18 protein-coding genes are annotated in these 15,246 nt (G+C 43.4%); 14 read left to right on the top strand and 4 right to left on the bottom strand.

All coding sequences use genetic code 11. From position 1 onward, the window contains the following. Positions 1-12 precede the first annotated feature (12 nt). The 3 genes from ACED48_RS18275 to ACED48_RS18265 all read left to right on the top strand — a co-directional run bounded on the left by ACED48_RS18275 (position 13) and on the right by ACED48_RS18265 (position 3,005). Entirely contained in the window at positions 13-504 is a 492-nt protein-coding gene (locus ACED48_RS18275) for a cyclin-dependent kinase inhibitor 3 family protein (protein ID WP_017055530.1), read from the top strand. A gap of 97 nt (positions 505-601) precedes the next feature. Continuing rightward, entirely contained in the window at positions 602-1,822 is a 1,221-nt protein-coding gene (gene arsJ, locus ACED48_RS18270; protein WP_029626864.1) for an organoarsenical effux MFS transporter ArsJ, read from the top strand. A 169-nt stretch (positions 1,823-1,991) separates the two neighbouring features. Continuing rightward, a complete protein-coding gene (locus ACED48_RS18265; protein WP_017055528.1) occupies positions 1,992-3,005 on the top strand; it encodes an acyltransferase in 1,014 nt (337 codons plus the stop codon). 35 nt (positions 3,006-3,040) lie between these two features. Here ACED48_RS18265 and ACED48_RS18260 read toward each other — a convergent pair whose 3' ends face one another. After that, positions 3,041-3,370 (bottom strand): DUF2500 domain-containing protein, encoded by a 330-nt coding sequence (locus tag ACED48_RS18260; RefSeq protein WP_017055527.1) that lies wholly within the window; start codon positions 3,368-3,370, stop codon positions 3,041-3,043. A gap of 242 nt (positions 3,371-3,612) precedes the next feature. On the opposite strand from ACED48_RS18260, the gene ACED48_RS18255 reads away from it, so the two are divergent. The 3 genes from ACED48_RS18255 (at position 3,613) to ACED48_RS18245 (ending at position 6,241) form a co-directional block, all read left to right on the top strand. Then, entirely contained in the window at positions 3,613-3,987 is a 375-nt protein-coding gene (locus tag ACED48_RS18255) for a hypothetical protein (RefSeq protein ID WP_017055526.1), read from the top strand. 927 nt (positions 3,988-4,914) lie between these two features. Further along, complete coding sequence (locus ACED48_RS18250) at positions 4,915-5,535, top strand: lysoplasmalogenase (RefSeq protein WP_017055525.1); 621 nt, start codon at positions 4,915-4,917, stop codon at positions 5,533-5,535. 121 nt (positions 5,536-5,656) lie between these two features. Continuing rightward, positions 5,657-6,241: a YhgN family NAAT transporter gene (locus tag ACED48_RS18245; RefSeq protein ID WP_029626862.1), complete on the top strand. Its 585-nt coding sequence runs from the start codon at positions 5,657-5,659 to the stop codon at positions 6,239-6,241. Positions 6,242-6,357: 116 nt separating this feature from the next. Here the strand turns inward: ACED48_RS18245 and ACED48_RS18240 are convergent, their stop codons facing one another. Next, on the bottom strand, positions 6,358-6,624 hold the full coding sequence (locus tag ACED48_RS18240; RefSeq protein WP_017055523.1) for a DUF1145 domain-containing protein: 267 nt from the start codon (positions 6,622-6,624) through the stop codon (positions 6,358-6,360). Positions 6,625-6,640: 16 nt separating this feature from the next. Then, on the bottom strand, positions 6,641-7,237 hold the full coding sequence (gene rsmD, locus ACED48_RS18235; RefSeq protein WP_017055522.1) for a 16S rRNA (guanine(966)-N(2))-methyltransferase RsmD: 597 nt from the start codon (positions 7,235-7,237) through the stop codon (positions 6,641-6,643). 230 nt (positions 7,238-7,467) lie between these two features. Between rsmD and ftsY the strand changes: the two genes are divergently transcribed. From ftsY to glpG, 6 genes are all read left to right on the top strand, one after another. Beyond that, a complete protein-coding gene (gene ftsY / locus ACED48_RS18230; protein WP_017055521.1) occupies positions 7,468-8,718 on the top strand; it encodes a signal recognition particle-docking protein FtsY in 1,251 nt (416 codons plus the stop codon). A 76-nt stretch (positions 8,719-8,794) separates the two neighbouring features. Continuing rightward, a complete protein-coding gene (gene ftsE / locus ACED48_RS18225) occupies positions 8,795-9,472 on the top strand; it encodes a cell division ATP-binding protein FtsE (RefSeq protein WP_017055520.1) in 678 nt (225 codons plus the stop codon). Further along, positions 9,459-10,427 carry a permease-like cell division protein FtsX gene (gene ftsX / locus ACED48_RS18220; RefSeq protein WP_017055519.1) on the top strand — a complete coding sequence of 323 codons (969 nt, stop codon included), beginning with the start codon at positions 9,459-9,461 and terminating at the stop codon, positions 10,425-10,427. Before ftsE ends, ftsX begins: the two co-directional genes overlap by 14 nt. Positions 10,428-10,604: 177 nt before the next feature. Further along, a complete protein-coding gene (rpoH, locus tag ACED48_RS18215; protein ID WP_017055518.1) occupies positions 10,605-11,462 on the top strand; it encodes an RNA polymerase sigma factor RpoH in 858 nt (285 codons plus the stop codon). 427 nt (positions 11,463-11,889) lie between these two features. Then, entirely contained in the window at positions 11,890-12,213 is a 324-nt protein-coding gene (gene glpE, locus ACED48_RS18210) for a thiosulfate sulfurtransferase GlpE (protein ID WP_017055517.1), read from the top strand. A gap of 54 nt (positions 12,214-12,267) precedes the next feature. Next, positions 12,268-13,113, top strand: a complete 846-nt coding sequence (gene glpG, locus ACED48_RS18205; RefSeq protein WP_017055516.1) for a rhomboid family intramembrane serine protease GlpG — start codon at positions 12,268-12,270, stop codon at positions 13,111-13,113. A 76-nt stretch (positions 13,114-13,189) separates the two neighbouring features. On the opposite strand, the gene ACED48_RS18200 is transcribed toward glpG, so the two are convergent. After that, positions 13,190-13,597: a flagellar basal body-associated protein FliL gene (locus ACED48_RS18200; protein WP_017055515.1), complete on the bottom strand. Its 408-nt coding sequence runs from the start codon at positions 13,595-13,597 to the stop codon at positions 13,190-13,192. Between the two features lie 161 nt (positions 13,598-13,758). Between ACED48_RS18200 and ACED48_RS18195 the strand changes: the two genes are divergently transcribed. Together ACED48_RS18195 and ubiA are read left to right on the top strand one after the other, a co-directional pair. After that, entirely contained in the window at positions 13,759-14,298 is a 540-nt protein-coding gene (locus ACED48_RS18195; RefSeq protein ID WP_170960287.1) for a chorismate lyase, read from the top strand. Next, positions 14,299-15,153 carry a 4-hydroxybenzoate octaprenyltransferase gene (ubiA, locus tag ACED48_RS18190; RefSeq protein WP_017055513.1) on the top strand — a complete coding sequence of 285 codons (855 nt, stop codon included), beginning with the start codon at positions 14,299-14,301 and terminating at the stop codon, positions 15,151-15,153. Positions 15,154-15,246 lie beyond the last annotated feature (93 nt).

The raw sequence follows: 15,246 nt of genomic DNA, 5'->3' as shown, positions 1-15,246 counted from the left end.
AGAGATTACACAATGACACATCCAACATGGCAACTAGATTTAGAAACTGGTGCGTTAGTGCTTACTCCGTGCCCAGGTACCAAAGAAGCTGACCTAGATGCATCTCTGGCTCAACTTAAAGCGCAAGGTGTAGAAGCGATTGTGACAGCTTTAGACAGTCAAGAACTGGCGAGCAAGAATGTTTCTGAGCTAGGTGACAAAGCGCAAGCATTAGGCATGCAGTGGTTCCAGATCGAGATTGAAGACGATTGTGCGCCAGGCACTGATTTTGCTGCGAAATGGCAGGCGGCGAGCCCTGCGTTACACCAAGTGGTGGATAACGGCGGTAAGGTTGCGATGCATTGCATGGGCGGCTCAGGCCGTACTGGTTTGTTGGCCGCACACTTGTTGTTAGAAAAGAGCTGGGATCTGAGCAAGATTGTTCAAGAAGTACAGTCACTTCGCCCGGGTGCCTTCACTAAACCAATCCAGGTTGAGTATATTAATGGCGTAGCGAACAGCTAATAAGCCATCATTGTTATCCAAGGAGCTTTTGGTATCTGAAGTGTTGAACTTATCATGATCCAAAAGCTCTTTTTGTTTAGATCGTAGAGATAGCATTATGTTTTCAAATCTAAGTAAGAGCGTTCGCCAATATATGTTGGTGACTTTCAACTACTGGAACTTCACCATTACTGATGGTGCACTTCGTATGCTGGTAGTTCTGTATTTTTACGACCTTGGCTACAGTTCACTAGAAATCGCCTCACTGTTCCTTTTCTATGAATTCTTTGGTGTGGTCACTAATCTAATCGGTGGCTGGTTAGGGGCTCGTCTTGGACTTAATAAGACGATGAACATCGGCTTAGGGATGCAAGTCGTCGCCTTGGGGATGCTCGCGGTGCCAACCGCAATGTTGACCATTCCGTGGGTGATGACGGCGCAAGCCTTATCTGGTATTGCTAAAGATCTCAATAAGATGAGTGCAAAGAGCTCGATTAAGACTTTGGTGCCTGATGAGCAACAAGGTGCTTTGTATAAGTGGATCGCTATTCTGACTGGTTCTAAAAATGCGCTTAAAGGTGCAGGTTTCTTTATTGGTGGCTTGTTGCTTTCTACAATTGGCTTCCAATACGCTGTGTTGGCGATGGCGGCTGTACTGACCTTGGTTTTCATTGGTAGTGTGGTGAGCTTAGAAGCGGACATGGGTAAAGCGAAAACAAAACCTAAGTTCAAACAGATTTTCTCTAAATCTGAATCCATCAACATCTTGTCTGCGGCACGCATGTTCCTGTTTGGTGCTCGTGATGTGTGGTTTGTGATTGCTCTACCTATTTATCTAGGCAGCGTGTTTGGTTGGGATCATTCATGGGTTGGTGGCTTCTTAGCGGCTTGGACCATCGCTTACGGCTTGGTGCAGGGCATAGCACCGAAGATTACCGGTAAAGCACAAGGCAAGGTGCCTGATGGTCATGCTGCGCTATTGTGGGCGGGCGCATTGGCTATTGTGACGGCTGGAATTGCGTATGCGGTACAGATAGGCTGGCAACCAGAGTTAGCTATCATTGGTGGCTTGATGGTTTTTGGCGCTATCTTCGCGGTAAACTCATCACTCCACTCCTACCTTATTGTGAGTTATGCGAAAGGCGATGGTGTGTCGCTTGATGTTGGTTTCTATTATATGGCGAATGCGATGGGCCGTCTGATTGGCACCATTCTGTCGGGTTTGGTATTTCAAATGGCCGGTTTGTCTGCGTGTTTGTGGGTATCGTTTGTGTTCTTAGCGATAACAACGGTGATTTCTTTGCGCCTACCTAAGGTACCGCAAACATCAGCCGCATGATCCTCATTCGCAAGAGCTTCATTCACAAGAGCTAAAGTCTCATAATCTAAAGTCGAATGATCTTAATTCGCGATATGCTTCTCCTTTAACAATAAGCTGACCTGGTATTTATTCCGGTCAGCTTTTTTATTGCTATAGTAGAATGATTGAATATTAATCAGGCATTTACATGAAGCAGCGAATTCTCTTTTTTGATTTAGCACGATGTGTCGCGGCCGTAGCGGTTATCGCGATTCATGTTTTGGCGCCTTATCGCAACGAGCTAGGCACCATTCCTTTCGGCGAATGGTTAACAGCAATCACCGTCAATGGATTCAGCCGTTGGGCTGTGCCTGTGTTCATCTTGATTACTGGCGCACTGATGCTCAGTGATCAACGCCCGTTTGACGCCAAATACTACCTCAAGCGTCGTCTGGGCAAGGTACTGATACCTTTTATTGTCTGGTCGCTTTTCTATACCTACCTGTCGGGTTGGTCGGCAATGGGCTTTGATGCCGACGTCAGTTGGGACGTGTTGCTCAATAGCTACCATCATTACACCTATTACCACCTTGGTTTCTTCTATTACTTCATCCCGCTCTACTTTGTGATTCCGTTCTTGCAGATCATGGTTAGAAAGTACGGTGATAGATCGGTCTATGCCTTTACGGCGGTATGGTTGTTCACAACATTGCTGTTCTTACTGAAAATCGATGGCCCTTGGAGTCACGAGTTGTGGTTGTACACTGGTTACTTACCATTGGGTTACTTGCTGTATAAGACTGTGCCACTTAACAAGATGACAGTTGGTGTGAGTGTGTTACTGGGTGGGCTAGCGTTATTAACCACGGTTTACATGGTGGTTGATGCGAGTCTAATCGCTGAGGAGTACACGGTTGGCCGTTGGTTATCTTACAAGACGCTGAATACCGTATTGGCAGCAAGCATGGTGTTTATGCTGTGTCGCTATTTTGGAGAAGGGTTATCTGAAAAAAGTAATCAAGTGGTTGGTTTTATCAGTAAGCACAGTTTGGGTATCTATCTGCTGCACCCTATCTTTTTATGGCCAATGAAAGCGTTCGGTTGGTATCAAGGGCATCCTGTTTGGGTCATTCCGTTATGGATTGTGATTAGTGGTGCAGGGGCTTTATGGATGAGTTGGTTGGTATCTAAGTCCGAAAAAACACGCTGGTTATTGCCGTAGAAGTAAGTCTAATAATTGTTTGAGACAGCTTACGATTAGCGTTTCAACGCAAAGTGCAAGAATTTATCACCTTGATAGGTTAGGGTTCCTTTATCTCCTGGATTAAGCGCGTGAAAGTAGTGGATGCCGACTTGGAATTCTCGTTTCGGACCAACGACACCTCGTTGAACGTAAATCCAGTACTCTTGATCTTCTTGGCCTGGCTCTACGTCGGGAAGGTCGATGGACTGTTTATCTAGTACCGTGACGTTCACTTTCTTTTCTGGTGCATTTTCGCCTTGCATGTGTTTTCGGTAGAAAACAAGAAATGCCCAAGCCGCTAGAACTGCGAGTGCAAAGATAGAAAAAAAGAGTGAATTGGGCATATAACCTCCATATTGTTGAGGTGGTTATTCTAGTCTTTCGGCAATCGATATGTGTGTTGAAAGCCACTATTCGTGAACTGTTGTAAGCTAAGCTGATTATTTTTCGGTAGACTTCACATTTAATAGCCAGTTTGGTTTAAAGCATTGTTATTTATTGTCTCTTTCTCTCGTAAATAACAGTGATTTTGTATAAGAATAAGGAAATGCTCGACTAGAATTATAGTGTGGAGCGGGAGGCCAAGATGACCGACATTGAAAAAGTGGTGACAAGAGTTCGCAATATAGAAAAATTATTGAGACTACACTATCACGCTGAAGGCGAAGGCCTGCATGAGCTTGTAACAAGCTGTGAAGAAAGGCTACCGCACGATATGATAATCAAGCTGCGTTATATCGCAACATGTCGTAATAAGGTAGTGAATGAGCATGATGCTCAATTGGAAGATCAACATCAATTTATAATGATGTGTAACGAGTGTGAGAAGGAACTGACGCCACGTAGTGGTCGTTTTATTTGGCGAGTTGCGATATTACTTATGATGGTAATGACTTTAGCTGCTGCTGGTTTCTATTATGCGAATTGGGATGTATTAAAGTTGCACCTGTTTTCTAAGTGAAAAATTGAACAAAAAAGGGACGCTATAAGCGTCCCTTTTTTTATTTGTAACTTGCTTTAGTACATCATCGGTAGCGTCATGAGGCCTACAACTACCGCGATCATTACAAGTCCTTGCTTTTGCGAAGATGAAATCATAACACTACTCCTAAATTTGGTTGTCTTTCGCTATGTTTTAAAGAATAGCATTACTTATGGGTTTAGATCAATAATTACTTTCTAAGGCTTTAAAAGTGATAGAGAACTGTTGCTTTTTATCTTGTTTTTCTATGTTTAACTGTGTTTTTTGGTGTGTTCTTATTTTGGTCGTTGTGGTTTATGTTTGCTCTGTTTTATTTTAAGTTACTGTTTTTTAATGGTTGGTTTTTGTGATTTATATTGTTAAAGGTTGTTAAACTGTATTAATGAGGGTTGGTTGTGCCTATGTTTGATTTTTGTTTTATTTTTTCATTTTTGGTTTCGTTTTGGTGGTGATTTTTACAAAGAGTTTGGAGGCGGCTGACAAATATGGGGATAAAAAAACAAGTTACTTACTTTAAGAGTTAACTCCTGTCTGTAATTATCATTTGTCAGTTAATTTTGTTTTTTTATAATCTAATATTATGTATTTATTAGGTTTTAATGGAGGTTCTTTTATTTTTTAAGTATGAATATTAGCGAAAATCGCTGGTTTACTATGATTTCGATAAGCTAGAAATGACCAAAATCGAATGCTGAAGGTTGTAATGTACTTTTAGGCGGGTTTTCCGATAAATCGCTTTAATGTTAAACCAGTAATCATGATCGTAGTGATAATTGTTACGACTTCAATCTAAAGATGTTCTTTTTAGTGGAAGCGTAATCAAGATCCAATTTTGAAGGGCTGAGGCTTTACATCAACACTCGTGTGCCTAGACTGGCGACGATTTAAAGCAATAGGGCAAATGGTATGTGGAGTTGGTTAGCGGTTTCCTTGTCTGGTATTGGAGCAATAGCAGGAACGAAACATGGACATATCGGTCAGGCTTTATCGTATAAGGTCTTTACCTTTGTATTATTGGCGGTCATTGCTTTAACTCAGTCTGTCGTCGCTGATTTTACCTATTGGTTGGTGGCAGGGTTGGTTGTCTCTGCGATTGCCGATGTCCTTCACTCTCTCACTCAAAAACGTACTCTGTATTTTGTTTGTTTTTTGGTGGCTCAACTCTGTTACAGCAAAGCATTTTGGTTACAGCTGTCGGGAGAAATGGTCTGGTGGTTGTTCGCACTGCTATTGGCGGCATGTATCGTCGCTTTCTTCTTATTATTACCCCGTTTAGACAAACTTGTCTTTCCTGTGGTTATCATGGGTATGGTGCTTATTCAGCTGGCATGGGCTGCTGGTGAGGTCTGGTTGCTGGATCCTCAACTGTCGCATGCGGTTGGTTTTGTTGGTTGTAGCGTATTGCTGATTTCCGCATTGGCGTATGCTTTAAATTGTTATCGTAGCCCAATCAAGGGGGCCTACTTTTGGGTAACAGGCAGTTACTTTCTCGCACATGCTCTTATTGTTGCTTCCCTTACCATTTAGGGTAAACGTATCTCTATAAATACTCTTCTGGCTGTATAAATTACCGAGTTTGCTACTGTGTTCGAAAATCAATGTTGAGGCTGCTATACTTCCGCGCACTTACGTTTTTCGAGATAAACTTATGGAAATATTATCTGCAGCCACCATGCTGTTTCTCATTATGGATCCGCTTGGCAACTTGCCAATCGTACTCTCTATCCTTAAGCATCTCGATCCAAAACGTCGTCGTATTGTTCTTATTCGTGAGTTGATGTTCGCACTCGTCATCTTGTTGCTGTTTTTGTTTGCAGGTCAAAGCATTATGAATTTCCTGCATGTACAGCCTGAAACTTTAAGTATATCTGGCGGTATAATTCTGTTTATTATCGCGATTAAGATGATTTTCCCAAGTGCTGGCAGCATTACTGGCCTAGCGGCCGGTGAAGAGCCGTTCATTGTACCGATGGCGATCCCTATGATTGCTGGGCCATCAGTGATTGCGGCATTGATTCTGCTTTCTACACAGCACCCTGACAACATGTTAGAGCTTTCTGCTGCTGTGCTACTGGCATGGGGAGCCTCTTTCTTCATTCTTATGTTTAATGGCTTCTTTTTGCGAGTGCTGGGTGAGAGAGGCCTTAAAGCTGTCGAACGCTTGATGGGCTTGCTGCTAGTTATGCTCTCGACTCAAATGTTCTTGGATGGTGTGAAGAGTTACATGGGCTAGTATTGCTACTATCGTTCAATAAAAAACGCCGCTTAACTGAGCGGCGTTTTTGTCTCTACTGTTTCGCAAGGATGTTGTCTGTATCTAAGCTTTGTAAATTTGATCCTTAAGCTCGATTACATCATGTGTTTACGACGGATATCGAGTAGGGCGAAGATTCCAAAAATCAGAATTGACCATTTCTCCCAACGCGACATTTCAATTTTATCGCCGAAGGCACCGATAAAGATCAGCATCTGTAGGCCATGCATGAAGAACAAGAATGCCGTCATGATATAAAGTGCAATCGCCGCATTACCCGGGAACGGGTGAAAAATATTGACGATTAAGACAAACCAAACAAAGGCGATGGCTGCTTTTGCTAGTGGAAGCAAGATATTCATTCAATAACTCCTATTCTTAAGTCGTTCGATTGAACAGTCGGTAACTAGACTGGCCAGTCGTCTTATCGCGATGCAATTTCCAGTTTTCTGGCATAGCTTCGAGTTGCAGCTCTTTCTCTGTCTCGACGTAAATAATGGCGTTCTCTGCGAGCCAACCGTTACTCTCAAGCAGTTGTACTGTTTCTGCCAGTAAGCCTTTACGAAATGGCGGATCGAGAAAAACCATATCGTAAGGAGTGCCCGGTTTCTTAAGGAAAGAGATAGCATCAGTATTCACGACATTGATGTTGTCTGCTTTGAGTTCTTTAGCATTATCAGAAAGCTGCTTGGCGGCCTTTTGATTCATTTCGAGCAGTGTCACCATTTTTGCTTGGCGAGACGCTGCTTCAAAACCTAGGCCACCAGAACCGGCAAATACATCCAAGCACGTCGAGTGTGGGATATCTTGTGCAACCCAGTTAAAGAGTGTTTCTTTTACTCGGTCAATGGTTGGGCGTAAGCCTTCTAAATCATGAACAGGCAGTTTTCTTCCTCTCCATGAGCCACTAATAATTCGAACAAAGCCCCCGGATGGCTTTTTTTGTGATGTGTTTTGCTGGCGACGTCTTACCATAGATTTTTTGACCGCTAATAAAGTGATACTATACCGAGCCCAATTTAAGTGGGTTCGAGTATTAAATAAATTTGCAATGACAAAGTGTATCAAGCTAAAAGCAAACTTATCACTGCTTTGTCATTTTTCTTTACTATTCGTTTGTACAAGATTGTATTGTATAACAATAGCAAAGAGTCGACGTGCATTAAGTCAATACAGTTAATTAGTAGATCTAGGGAACTCCTCGGATGACGGAAAAAAAGAAGCGCGGATTATTATCGTGGCTTGGTTTTGGTGAAGAAGAACAAAGCCCAAAAACGCAGAATGAAGCGAACGTAGAAAACGTTGAAGAGCAAACTGAAGTTGAATCACCTGTCGAGGCTGAACAGGTCGCGCCTGAAACTGAAGTCGCTAAGCCAGTGGAACCTAAGCCAGTTGAATCAGAGCAAGCGCTTGAAGAGACTCAAGAAGAGCAGCAACCTGTCCGCGCAGAAGCAGAAGCAGAAGCAGAAGCAGAAGCTGAACAGGAAGAAGTAGCTCTTCAAGTTAAGGTTGAAGAAGTGCAAGAGAAGCCAACAGAAAGCTTCTTTGCTCGCCTTAAGCGCAGCCTTAGTCGTACTAAAGCAAACATTGGTGCTGGCTTCTTTGGCTTGTTCAAAGGCAAGCAAATCGATGAAGAGCTATTTGAAGAGCTAGAAGAGCAACTTCTGATCGCTGATGTGGGGATGAATACCACCGTTAAGATCATTGAAAATCTGACAGAAAAAGCATCTCGCAATGACCTAAAAGACGGTGAGGCGCTTTATGGTCTGCTCAAAGAAGAGATGGCAGATATCTTAAGCCAAGTTGAACAGCCATTGGTTGTTGATACGACTAAAACGCCTTACGTTATTTTAATGGTCGGTGTGAATGGTGTGGGTAAGACAACCACCATCGGTAAGCTGGCGAAACAGTTCCAGAGTGAAGGCAAGAAAGTGATGTTAGCGGCGGGTGATACATTCCGTGCAGCAGCCGTTGAACAGCTTCAGGTTTGGGGGCAGCGTAACGATGTGCCGGTTATCGCTCAGCACACAGGTGCGGACAGCGCGTCTGTTATCTACGATGCGATTGAAGCCGCGAAAGCGCGTGGTGTCGATGTTGTGATTGCTGATACAGCAGGTCGTTTGCAGAACAAGAGCAACTTGATGGAAGAGCTACGCAAGATTGTTCGTGTAATGAAGAAGATTGATGACTCTGCACCGCACGAAATCATGCTAACACTTGATGCAGGGACTGGTCAGAATGCTATCAGCCAAGCAAAACTATTCAGTGAAGTCGCACCGGTAACGGGGATTACGCTCACTAAGCTAGATGGTACGGCGAAAGGTGGTGTGATTTTCTCAATTGCAGACCAGTTCCAGATTCCAATTCGTTATATTGGTGTCGGTGAAGGTATCGACGACTTACGTCCATTTGAGTCGAAAGACTTCATTGAAGCACTATTTAGTCGTGAAGAATAACGCGTGTGGCAGGTGGTTTATTCTTAACCGGCTACCGTTTTAAATTTGATATGAGTGATCGTAAGAGGAATTTTCGGTGATCAAATTTCAGCAAGTGAGTAAAGCCTACCGAGGCGGACGACAAGCGCTCCAAAAAGTGGACTTTCATCTTAAACGTGGAGAGATGGCTTTTTTGGGTGGGCACTCTGGAGCTGGTAAAAGTACCTTGCTGAAGTTGATATGTGCGATAGAGCGTCCAACCGATGGGCGCGTGTGGTTTAACGATCACGATATCACTCGTATCCCAGCCAAAGACATTCCGTTTTTACGTCGTAATATAGGAATTGTCTTTCAAGACCACCGCCTACTGATGGATCGTTCTATTTTCGATAACGTCGCCCTGCCGATGCGTATTGAGTCTATTTCTGAAAATGAAGTAAAACGCCGAGTCAGTGCTGCACTAGATAAAACCGGGCTACTAGACAAGGCCCGTTGTTTGCCAAGCCAGCTTTCTGGTGGTGAACAACAACGCGTGGGTATTGCTCGCGCCGTGGTTAATCGTCCTACTCTACTGTTAGCGGATGAGCCAACAGGTAATCTAGACCCTGAGTTATCGAATCGTGTGTTGAGATTGTTTGAAGAGTTCAACCGCGCGGGTGTCTCTATTATCCTAGCAACGCACGATATCGGGTTAGTGAATACTCGCCCTCAATACCGTCATCTGGAGTTAAACCAAGGTTTTTTGAGCGAGGTTGAAGATTATGGCCGCGAATAAGCGTATCAAGAAACCTCAATCCAACCGAGCTAAAACCCGCACTTCAAGTGACGGATTTTTTGTTGTTCACTGGAAGCAAGCCAAGTCATCGTTTTCACAAATGTGGCAACGTCCGCTGGGTAATTTGCTTACGTTAGCGGTGATCTCAATGGCGCTGACAATGCCTGCTTGCTTATATTTGTTAGGCAAAAACGTTAGTGAAGTAGCTCAAGACGTCACAAGCCCGTCACAAATTAGTGCTTATGTGGAGGATGGTATCCCTGAGCCTAGGGTGATGGTACTTAAAGATGAAATAGAAAATTGGGATCAAGTTGAGCTGGTGGAATACATTTCTCCACAGCAAGGACTTGAAGATCTTAGCCAATACTCTGGTTTTGAAGATGCTCTGACTATCCTAGACGACTATTCATTGCCAGGCGTGTTGGTGATTACTCCAAATGTGCACAGCGATACCTTAATTAAGGGGTTGGCAAGTACCGTTAAAGAACAAGAGTTAGTGACCGATGTCCGTTTAGACGAAGATTGGCTAGCTAGATTAGATGCTATTAAAGCCTTAGCGGCTGTCATTGTTATTACCTTAACAGTCTTGATGTTAGGCGCAGTATTTCTGATTATTGGTAATACACTACGATTTAATGTGTTGGCACATAAAGAAGAGATTCAAACCATGAAGCTGATTGGTGCTACCGATAGCTACATTCTTCGACCATACCTGTACGCTGGCATGTGGTTTGGTGTATTAGGTGCGATTAGCGCTTGGGTCATGACGGCATTGATTACTGTATTGCTGAACAGTGCCGTTGACGATTTAGCGCAGCTTTATGATAGCCACTTTAGGTTAATAGGCCTGAGTTGGGATGAGTCTTTATTGCTTTTGATCGTTGGAACCTTGCTTGGTAGTGTGGCTGCGAAGCTCTCTGCGCAGCGTCACCTAAAAGAAATTGAACCAGTTTAGGAAAATAGAGTCATAATTAGACGAAAAATAGGCACTTCTTAACCAGACTTTGCCTTGTATAGAAGAATTGATTATGCATAATTACTTCCCCCGCCTTGAAACCTGTTCATTTTAGGTTCAAGATTGTTGGGTTTTAATAGATGTATTACTCCAGATCAGAGATTGATGAGGAACCGAATGGCAAACCAAGCGTATCAAATGGCTTTAGTCACACAAGATAGTTTAGATAGCTATATCCGATCAGCGAACAGCTACCCAATGCTGACGCCTGAAGAGGAACGTGGACTTGCAGAGCGATTACATTACAAAGGTGAGATCGATGCTGCGAAAGGTTTAATCCTTTCCCACTTACGATTCGTGGTACACGTTGCAAGAGGCTACTCAGGCTACGGGCTGCCAATGGCCGATCTCGTTCAAGAAGGTAACATCGGCTTGATGAAGGCTGTTAAGCGCTTCAACCCAGAAGTTGGTGTTCGACTGGTCTCTTTTGCTGTTCACTGGATCAAAGCTGAGATTCATGAATACGTGTTGCGTAATTGGCGTATCGTTAAAATCGCAACCACTAAAGCACAGCGTAAATTGTTCTTTAACCTTCGTAAGTCTAAAAAGCGCTTAGGTTGGTTCAATAACGGTGAAGTTGAGACGGTTGCTCGTGAATTGGGAGTTGAGCCTTCAGAGGTTCGAGAAATGGAATCTCGATTAGCGGCCCAAGATGCTACGTTTGAAGCGCCAATGGACGACGACGACGGTGGCTCTGCTTACACTGCCCCTGTTTACTACCTAGAAGATAAAGCGTCAGACGTTGCTGAAACGGTTGAAGCGGCTAACTGGGAATCACACACCAACAATCGTTTAGGGCTAGCATTGGCAAGCTTAGATGAGCGTAGTCAGCATATTGTGCGCTCACGTTGGTTAGATGATAACAAAGCAACACTGCAAGATTTAGCGGATACCTACAGTATCTCTGCAGAGCGTGTTCGCCAGTTAGAAAAAAATGCTATGAAGAAGTTGAAACAAGCCGTTGGCGATTTCTAATAGTATCTAGCTTCTATCTAATAGTAGAGCTAGCAAACTAAATTTTGAAAAGGCCGGGATCGAGAGATCTCGGCCTTTTTTGTTTCGGATCGATTTCTCAAATTTTGCGATCGAAATTTGCAAAATGATTTTGTGGATAACTCTGTGAAAAGTTTATTCGTCAACTGTCTAAAAGCAGGGTGTAGTAAGGCTTTGAAGGGGTTTTAGTGGTGGGGATATGTTTCAACTAACCCACAGTTAGATCAGGATCATTACTACATGTTGTGGATCTATTTTTTAAAAAACACTTTATTCACGCAATCCACAGGTTTATCCACAAACGGTGTAAAAGTGATCGTTGGTGGATAACCTTATTAAGTGGATGTGATTGTTGGCCTTGGGATAGGTTACAATGGCAGCAAAGTAAATCAGCATAAAAGAGAGAGTCATGGACCAGTTTAAACATATCGACGTTAAAGGCGCTCAAGCCCTCATTGAACAAGGCGAAGCTCGACTTGTCGATATACGTGACCCGCAGTCATTTGCGGTTGCTCACTCAAAAACCGCTTACCATCTTACGAACGATACGATGGTGTCTTTTATGGATGAAGTCGAGTTCGAACAGCCTATTTTGGTGATGTGTTACCACGGTATTAGTAGCCAAGGTGCCGCACAATATTTAGTGAACCAAGGCTTTGAAGAGGTATATAGTGTTGATGGTGGCTTTGAAGCTTGGCATCGTTCTGAACTTCCAGTGATCGCTGGGTTATAGCCTTTAGTACTTTAACCACTTTAAGCGTCTCTAAAGCATGAATAGGAAATAACAATGATTAGATTGATGGTGTTAGACAATCCGCGTCTTGCTCAAGCATTTATTGATTACATGGCTTCTCGCCAGATCCCTATTCAAATGTTTCCTGAAGGTGAGGGGCGTTTTTCTCTTTGGCTGACAGATAGCCAGCATCAGGTTGAAACAGAGTCAGAGCTCAATCGTTTCCTATCAGAGCCAAACCATAAGCGCTACCAAGCGGCATCTTGGGATATGGTGGAAACCAGAAAGAGTAGCTTTCATTATCATACCCCTAGCTTCATGGGCATGATAAAAGCCAAAGCTGGCCCAGTGACACTCGGTATCATGTTGCTATGTGTGGTTATTTTTGCTCTGCAGCAGATAGGCTTCGGTCAGACGATTTTCAATGCCTTACATTTCCCAGCGCTTGATGGCCAACAATGGCAGTTGTGGCGTTGGTTGAGTCATGCTGTTTTGCACTTCTCTGTTATGCACATCGCATTTAATATTTTGTGGTGGTGGCAGTTAGGAGGAGACATAGAGAAAAAGTTAGGCGGCTTCAAGTTACTTCAGATCTTTGCTGTCTCTTCTGCGCTTTCTGGCGCTGGGCAATATTGGGTTGAAGGTGCGAACTTCGGTGGCCTGTCTGGTGTGGTATATGCTTTGGTTGGTTATCTCTGGGTTGTTGGTGCGAAGGCTCCACAATTTGGTTTGGGTATCCCAAGACAGATCGTCGGCTTTATGTTGGTGTGGTTGGTGCTTGGGTACATGCAGCCGTTCATGGCGATCGCAAATACTGCTCACTTAGCAGGTTTAGTCGCAGGTGTGATTATCGGTTTAGTTGATTCCATGAAAGCGCCTAGTTCAGCAAGGAGCGAGTGATTAGTTACCGACAACTGATAGATACCAAAAAGCGGCCAGGTGAGCCGCTTTTTTATTGGGATTCGTTTTTACATCATTACTGATAAAGATATTTGGTAAACAGTAAGTCAGCAATGAGGGTTTTCCCCGTCTCAGGAAGTAAAATCTTGTTAAGATGTTCAACCAAGGTTTTTCTTAAATCTTCCCTACCTGATAGCGATTTTATGGTTTCTTCATTCTGCTTGCCGAGTAACTCAATAACAGCATCACGGATTAACGGCTGATGATGTTCAATGGTCGCTAAGTCATGACTATCGGCCACCATGATGTCGAGGCGTACTTGGATATAGCCCAGTTTTTTACCTTTAGTATAAAAGTTGGTTGTCAGGTCTGGTTCTAGCGTGAAGTAAGCGAGTTTAGATATAGACTCCTCTTCAGCAAAACTTGATGCTGAAAAGAGCAGGCTAATCGCAAGAAATACTTGGGCTACATAACGTTTGTGCATATTTGTGACTTTTCTTTAGTTTATTCGCGATATTCGAAACGCGTTTGTCTTGTTACAATGAGCGGTCTAAATCTAAATACATTTACAATTCAACAGCGCTTTGAGTTTGTTCGAAAATTGAAGCTTTATTGTACGTGTAAAGTCACCTATTGAATACTAGTATGAATCAGCCAATATCGCTGTATCTTAATTCGTTAATGAATGTAGATTGGCAAAACACAGAAATATTTGATTTTCCTAATGAAACCGCCAAAGAGTGGCTTATGGAGCAAGGATCTCTTTCTCGCAAATTAGGAAGGAGCTGCCAGCACTTATCGGTTGAGTTGCTTCATAATCAAGTTGTAGAGCGATCAATGCTGCAACCCGATGAGGAACAGCTTTTATCATCGTTTGATTGCTTACTACGTAAAGTAATTTTAAAAGGTGATGACGCGCCGTGGGTACTAGGTCGAACCTTAATTCCCAGAGTGACGTTAGAAGATAAACACTCAGACTTATCTCAACAAGGGAACGTCCCGCTCGGTCTCACCGTGTTTAATGCCGAAAACGTAAAGCGAGATGCGTTGCAAGTTGGTTGGGTTATTGTAGGCGAAGAGCGATTGCTCGCTCGTCGTTCTCGTTTATGGATGAATCACAAGCCTATGCTCGTCGCAGAACTGTTTTTGCCAACATCCCCCATTTACTCTAAGGAGAGTGTGTAAATGCTTGCTACCAAAGCGAAGGCGTACTGGCAATTAACACGAATGAATCGCCCAATTGGTACTTTGTTACTTCTTTGGCCGACCTTGTGGTCGTTGATTATCGCCGCGCAAGGCATGCCTGACCTTGATGTTTTGATTGTTTTCGTATTAGGTGTGGTGCTGATGCGCTCAGCTGGTTGTGTGATTAATGATTTTGCTGATCGCAAAGTAGATGGCCACGTAAAACGAACCAAGCAGCGTCCATTACCTTCAGGTTTGGTTTCCAGTAGAGAAGCCATATTACTTTTTTTAGCACTGGCTGTGGTCTCATTCTTGTTGGTGCTAACTATGAACCCTCTTACTATCAAATTGTCTTTTATCGGAGTTGGCTTAGCTTTCATTTATCCGTTCATGAAGCGCTTTACCCATCTTCCACAATTGTTCCTTGGGCTGGCTTTCAGCTGGGCAATACCAATGGCTTGGGCGGCACAAACCAATGATCTACCAAGTGTTGTTTGGTTTATTTTTATAATGAATGCATTTTGGACGATTGCCTACGACACACAATATGCCATGGTCGACCGCGATGATGACCTTAAGATTGGCATTAAGTCGACAGCTATTTTGTTTGGCCGATTCGATAAGCTTATCGTTGGCTTTTTGCAGTTAGTAACACTGACGATGTTGATTGCAGTGGGCATGCATTACCATTTGGGTGATATCTTTTACTGGGCTTTGTTAGCGGTAGGGGGCTTGTTTGTGTACCAACAGCACTTGATGCGTCATCGCGACCGAGACCTATGCTTCCAAGCCTTCCTCAACAACAACTATGTTGGGATGGCAGTAACTGTCGGTTTGTTCATTACCTTCTGGTAGAACTTAGCTTTTTGAGTTGCTTGACTCAAAATGAAAAGGCACCTATTTGGTGCCTTTTTTGATCGTTTCAGTCTAGTGATTAAAGCGAATATT

It is taken from the genome of Vibrio sp. 5S239 (assembly GCF_041439575.1).
Taxonomy (GTDB): Bacteria; Pseudomonadota; Gammaproteobacteria; order Enterobacterales; family Vibrionaceae; genus Vibrio; species Vibrio kanaloae.
This window is presented reverse-complemented; position numbering and strand designations above follow the sequence as displayed.

What these genes read in the sequence shown, in the direction of transcription:
- ACED48_RS18275 (WP_017055530.1), top strand. Translation starts at nt 13, where the DNA reads ATGACACATCCAACATGGCAACTAGATTTAGAAACTGGTGCGTTAGTG.
- arsJ (WP_029626864.1), top strand. Translation starts at nt 602, where the DNA reads ATGTTTTCAAATCTAAGTAAGAGCGTTCGCCAATATATGTTGGTGACT.
- ACED48_RS18265 (WP_017055528.1), top strand. Translation starts at nt 1,992, where the DNA reads ATGAAGCAGCGAATTCTCTTTTTTGATTTAGCACGATGTGTCGCGGCC.
- ACED48_RS18260 (WP_017055527.1), bottom strand. Translation starts at nt 3,370, where the DNA reads ATGCCCAATTCACTCTTTTTTTCTATCTTTGCACTCGCAGTTCTAGCG.
- ACED48_RS18255 (WP_017055526.1), top strand. Translation starts at nt 3,613, where the DNA reads ATGACCGACATTGAAAAAGTGGTGACAAGAGTTCGCAATATAGAAAAA.
- ACED48_RS18250 (WP_017055525.1), top strand. Translation starts at nt 4,915, where the DNA reads ATGTGGAGTTGGTTAGCGGTTTCCTTGTCTGGTATTGGAGCAATAGCA.
- ACED48_RS18245 (WP_029626862.1), top strand. Translation starts at nt 5,657, where the DNA reads ATGGAAATATTATCTGCAGCCACCATGCTGTTTCTCATTATGGATCCG.
- ACED48_RS18240 (WP_017055523.1), bottom strand. Translation starts at nt 6,624, where the DNA reads ATGAATATCTTGCTTCCACTAGCAAAAGCAGCCATCGCCTTTGTTTGG.
- rsmD (WP_017055522.1), bottom strand. Translation starts at nt 7,237, where the DNA reads ATGGTAAGACGTCGCCAGCAAAACACATCACAAAAAAAGCCATCCGGG.
- ftsY (WP_017055521.1), top strand. Translation starts at nt 7,468, where the DNA reads ATGACGGAAAAAAAGAAGCGCGGATTATTATCGTGGCTTGGTTTTGGT.
- ftsX (WP_017055519.1), top strand. Translation starts at nt 9,459, where the DNA reads ATGGCCGCGAATAAGCGTATCAAGAAACCTCAATCCAACCGAGCTAAA.
- rpoH (WP_017055518.1), top strand. Translation starts at nt 10,605, where the DNA reads ATGGCAAACCAAGCGTATCAAATGGCTTTAGTCACACAAGATAGTTTA.
- glpE (WP_017055517.1), top strand. Translation starts at nt 11,890, where the DNA reads ATGGACCAGTTTAAACATATCGACGTTAAAGGCGCTCAAGCCCTCATT.
- glpG (WP_017055516.1), top strand. Translation starts at nt 12,268, where the DNA reads ATGATTAGATTGATGGTGTTAGACAATCCGCGTCTTGCTCAAGCATTT.
- ACED48_RS18200 (WP_017055515.1), bottom strand. Translation starts at nt 13,597, where the DNA reads ATGCACAAACGTTATGTAGCCCAAGTATTTCTTGCGATTAGCCTGCTC.
- ACED48_RS18195 (WP_170960287.1), top strand. Translation starts at nt 13,759, where the DNA reads ATGAATCAGCCAATATCGCTGTATCTTAATTCGTTAATGAATGTAGAT.
- ubiA (WP_017055513.1), top strand. Translation starts at nt 14,299, where the DNA reads ATGCTTGCTACCAAAGCGAAGGCGTACTGGCAATTAACACGAATGAAT.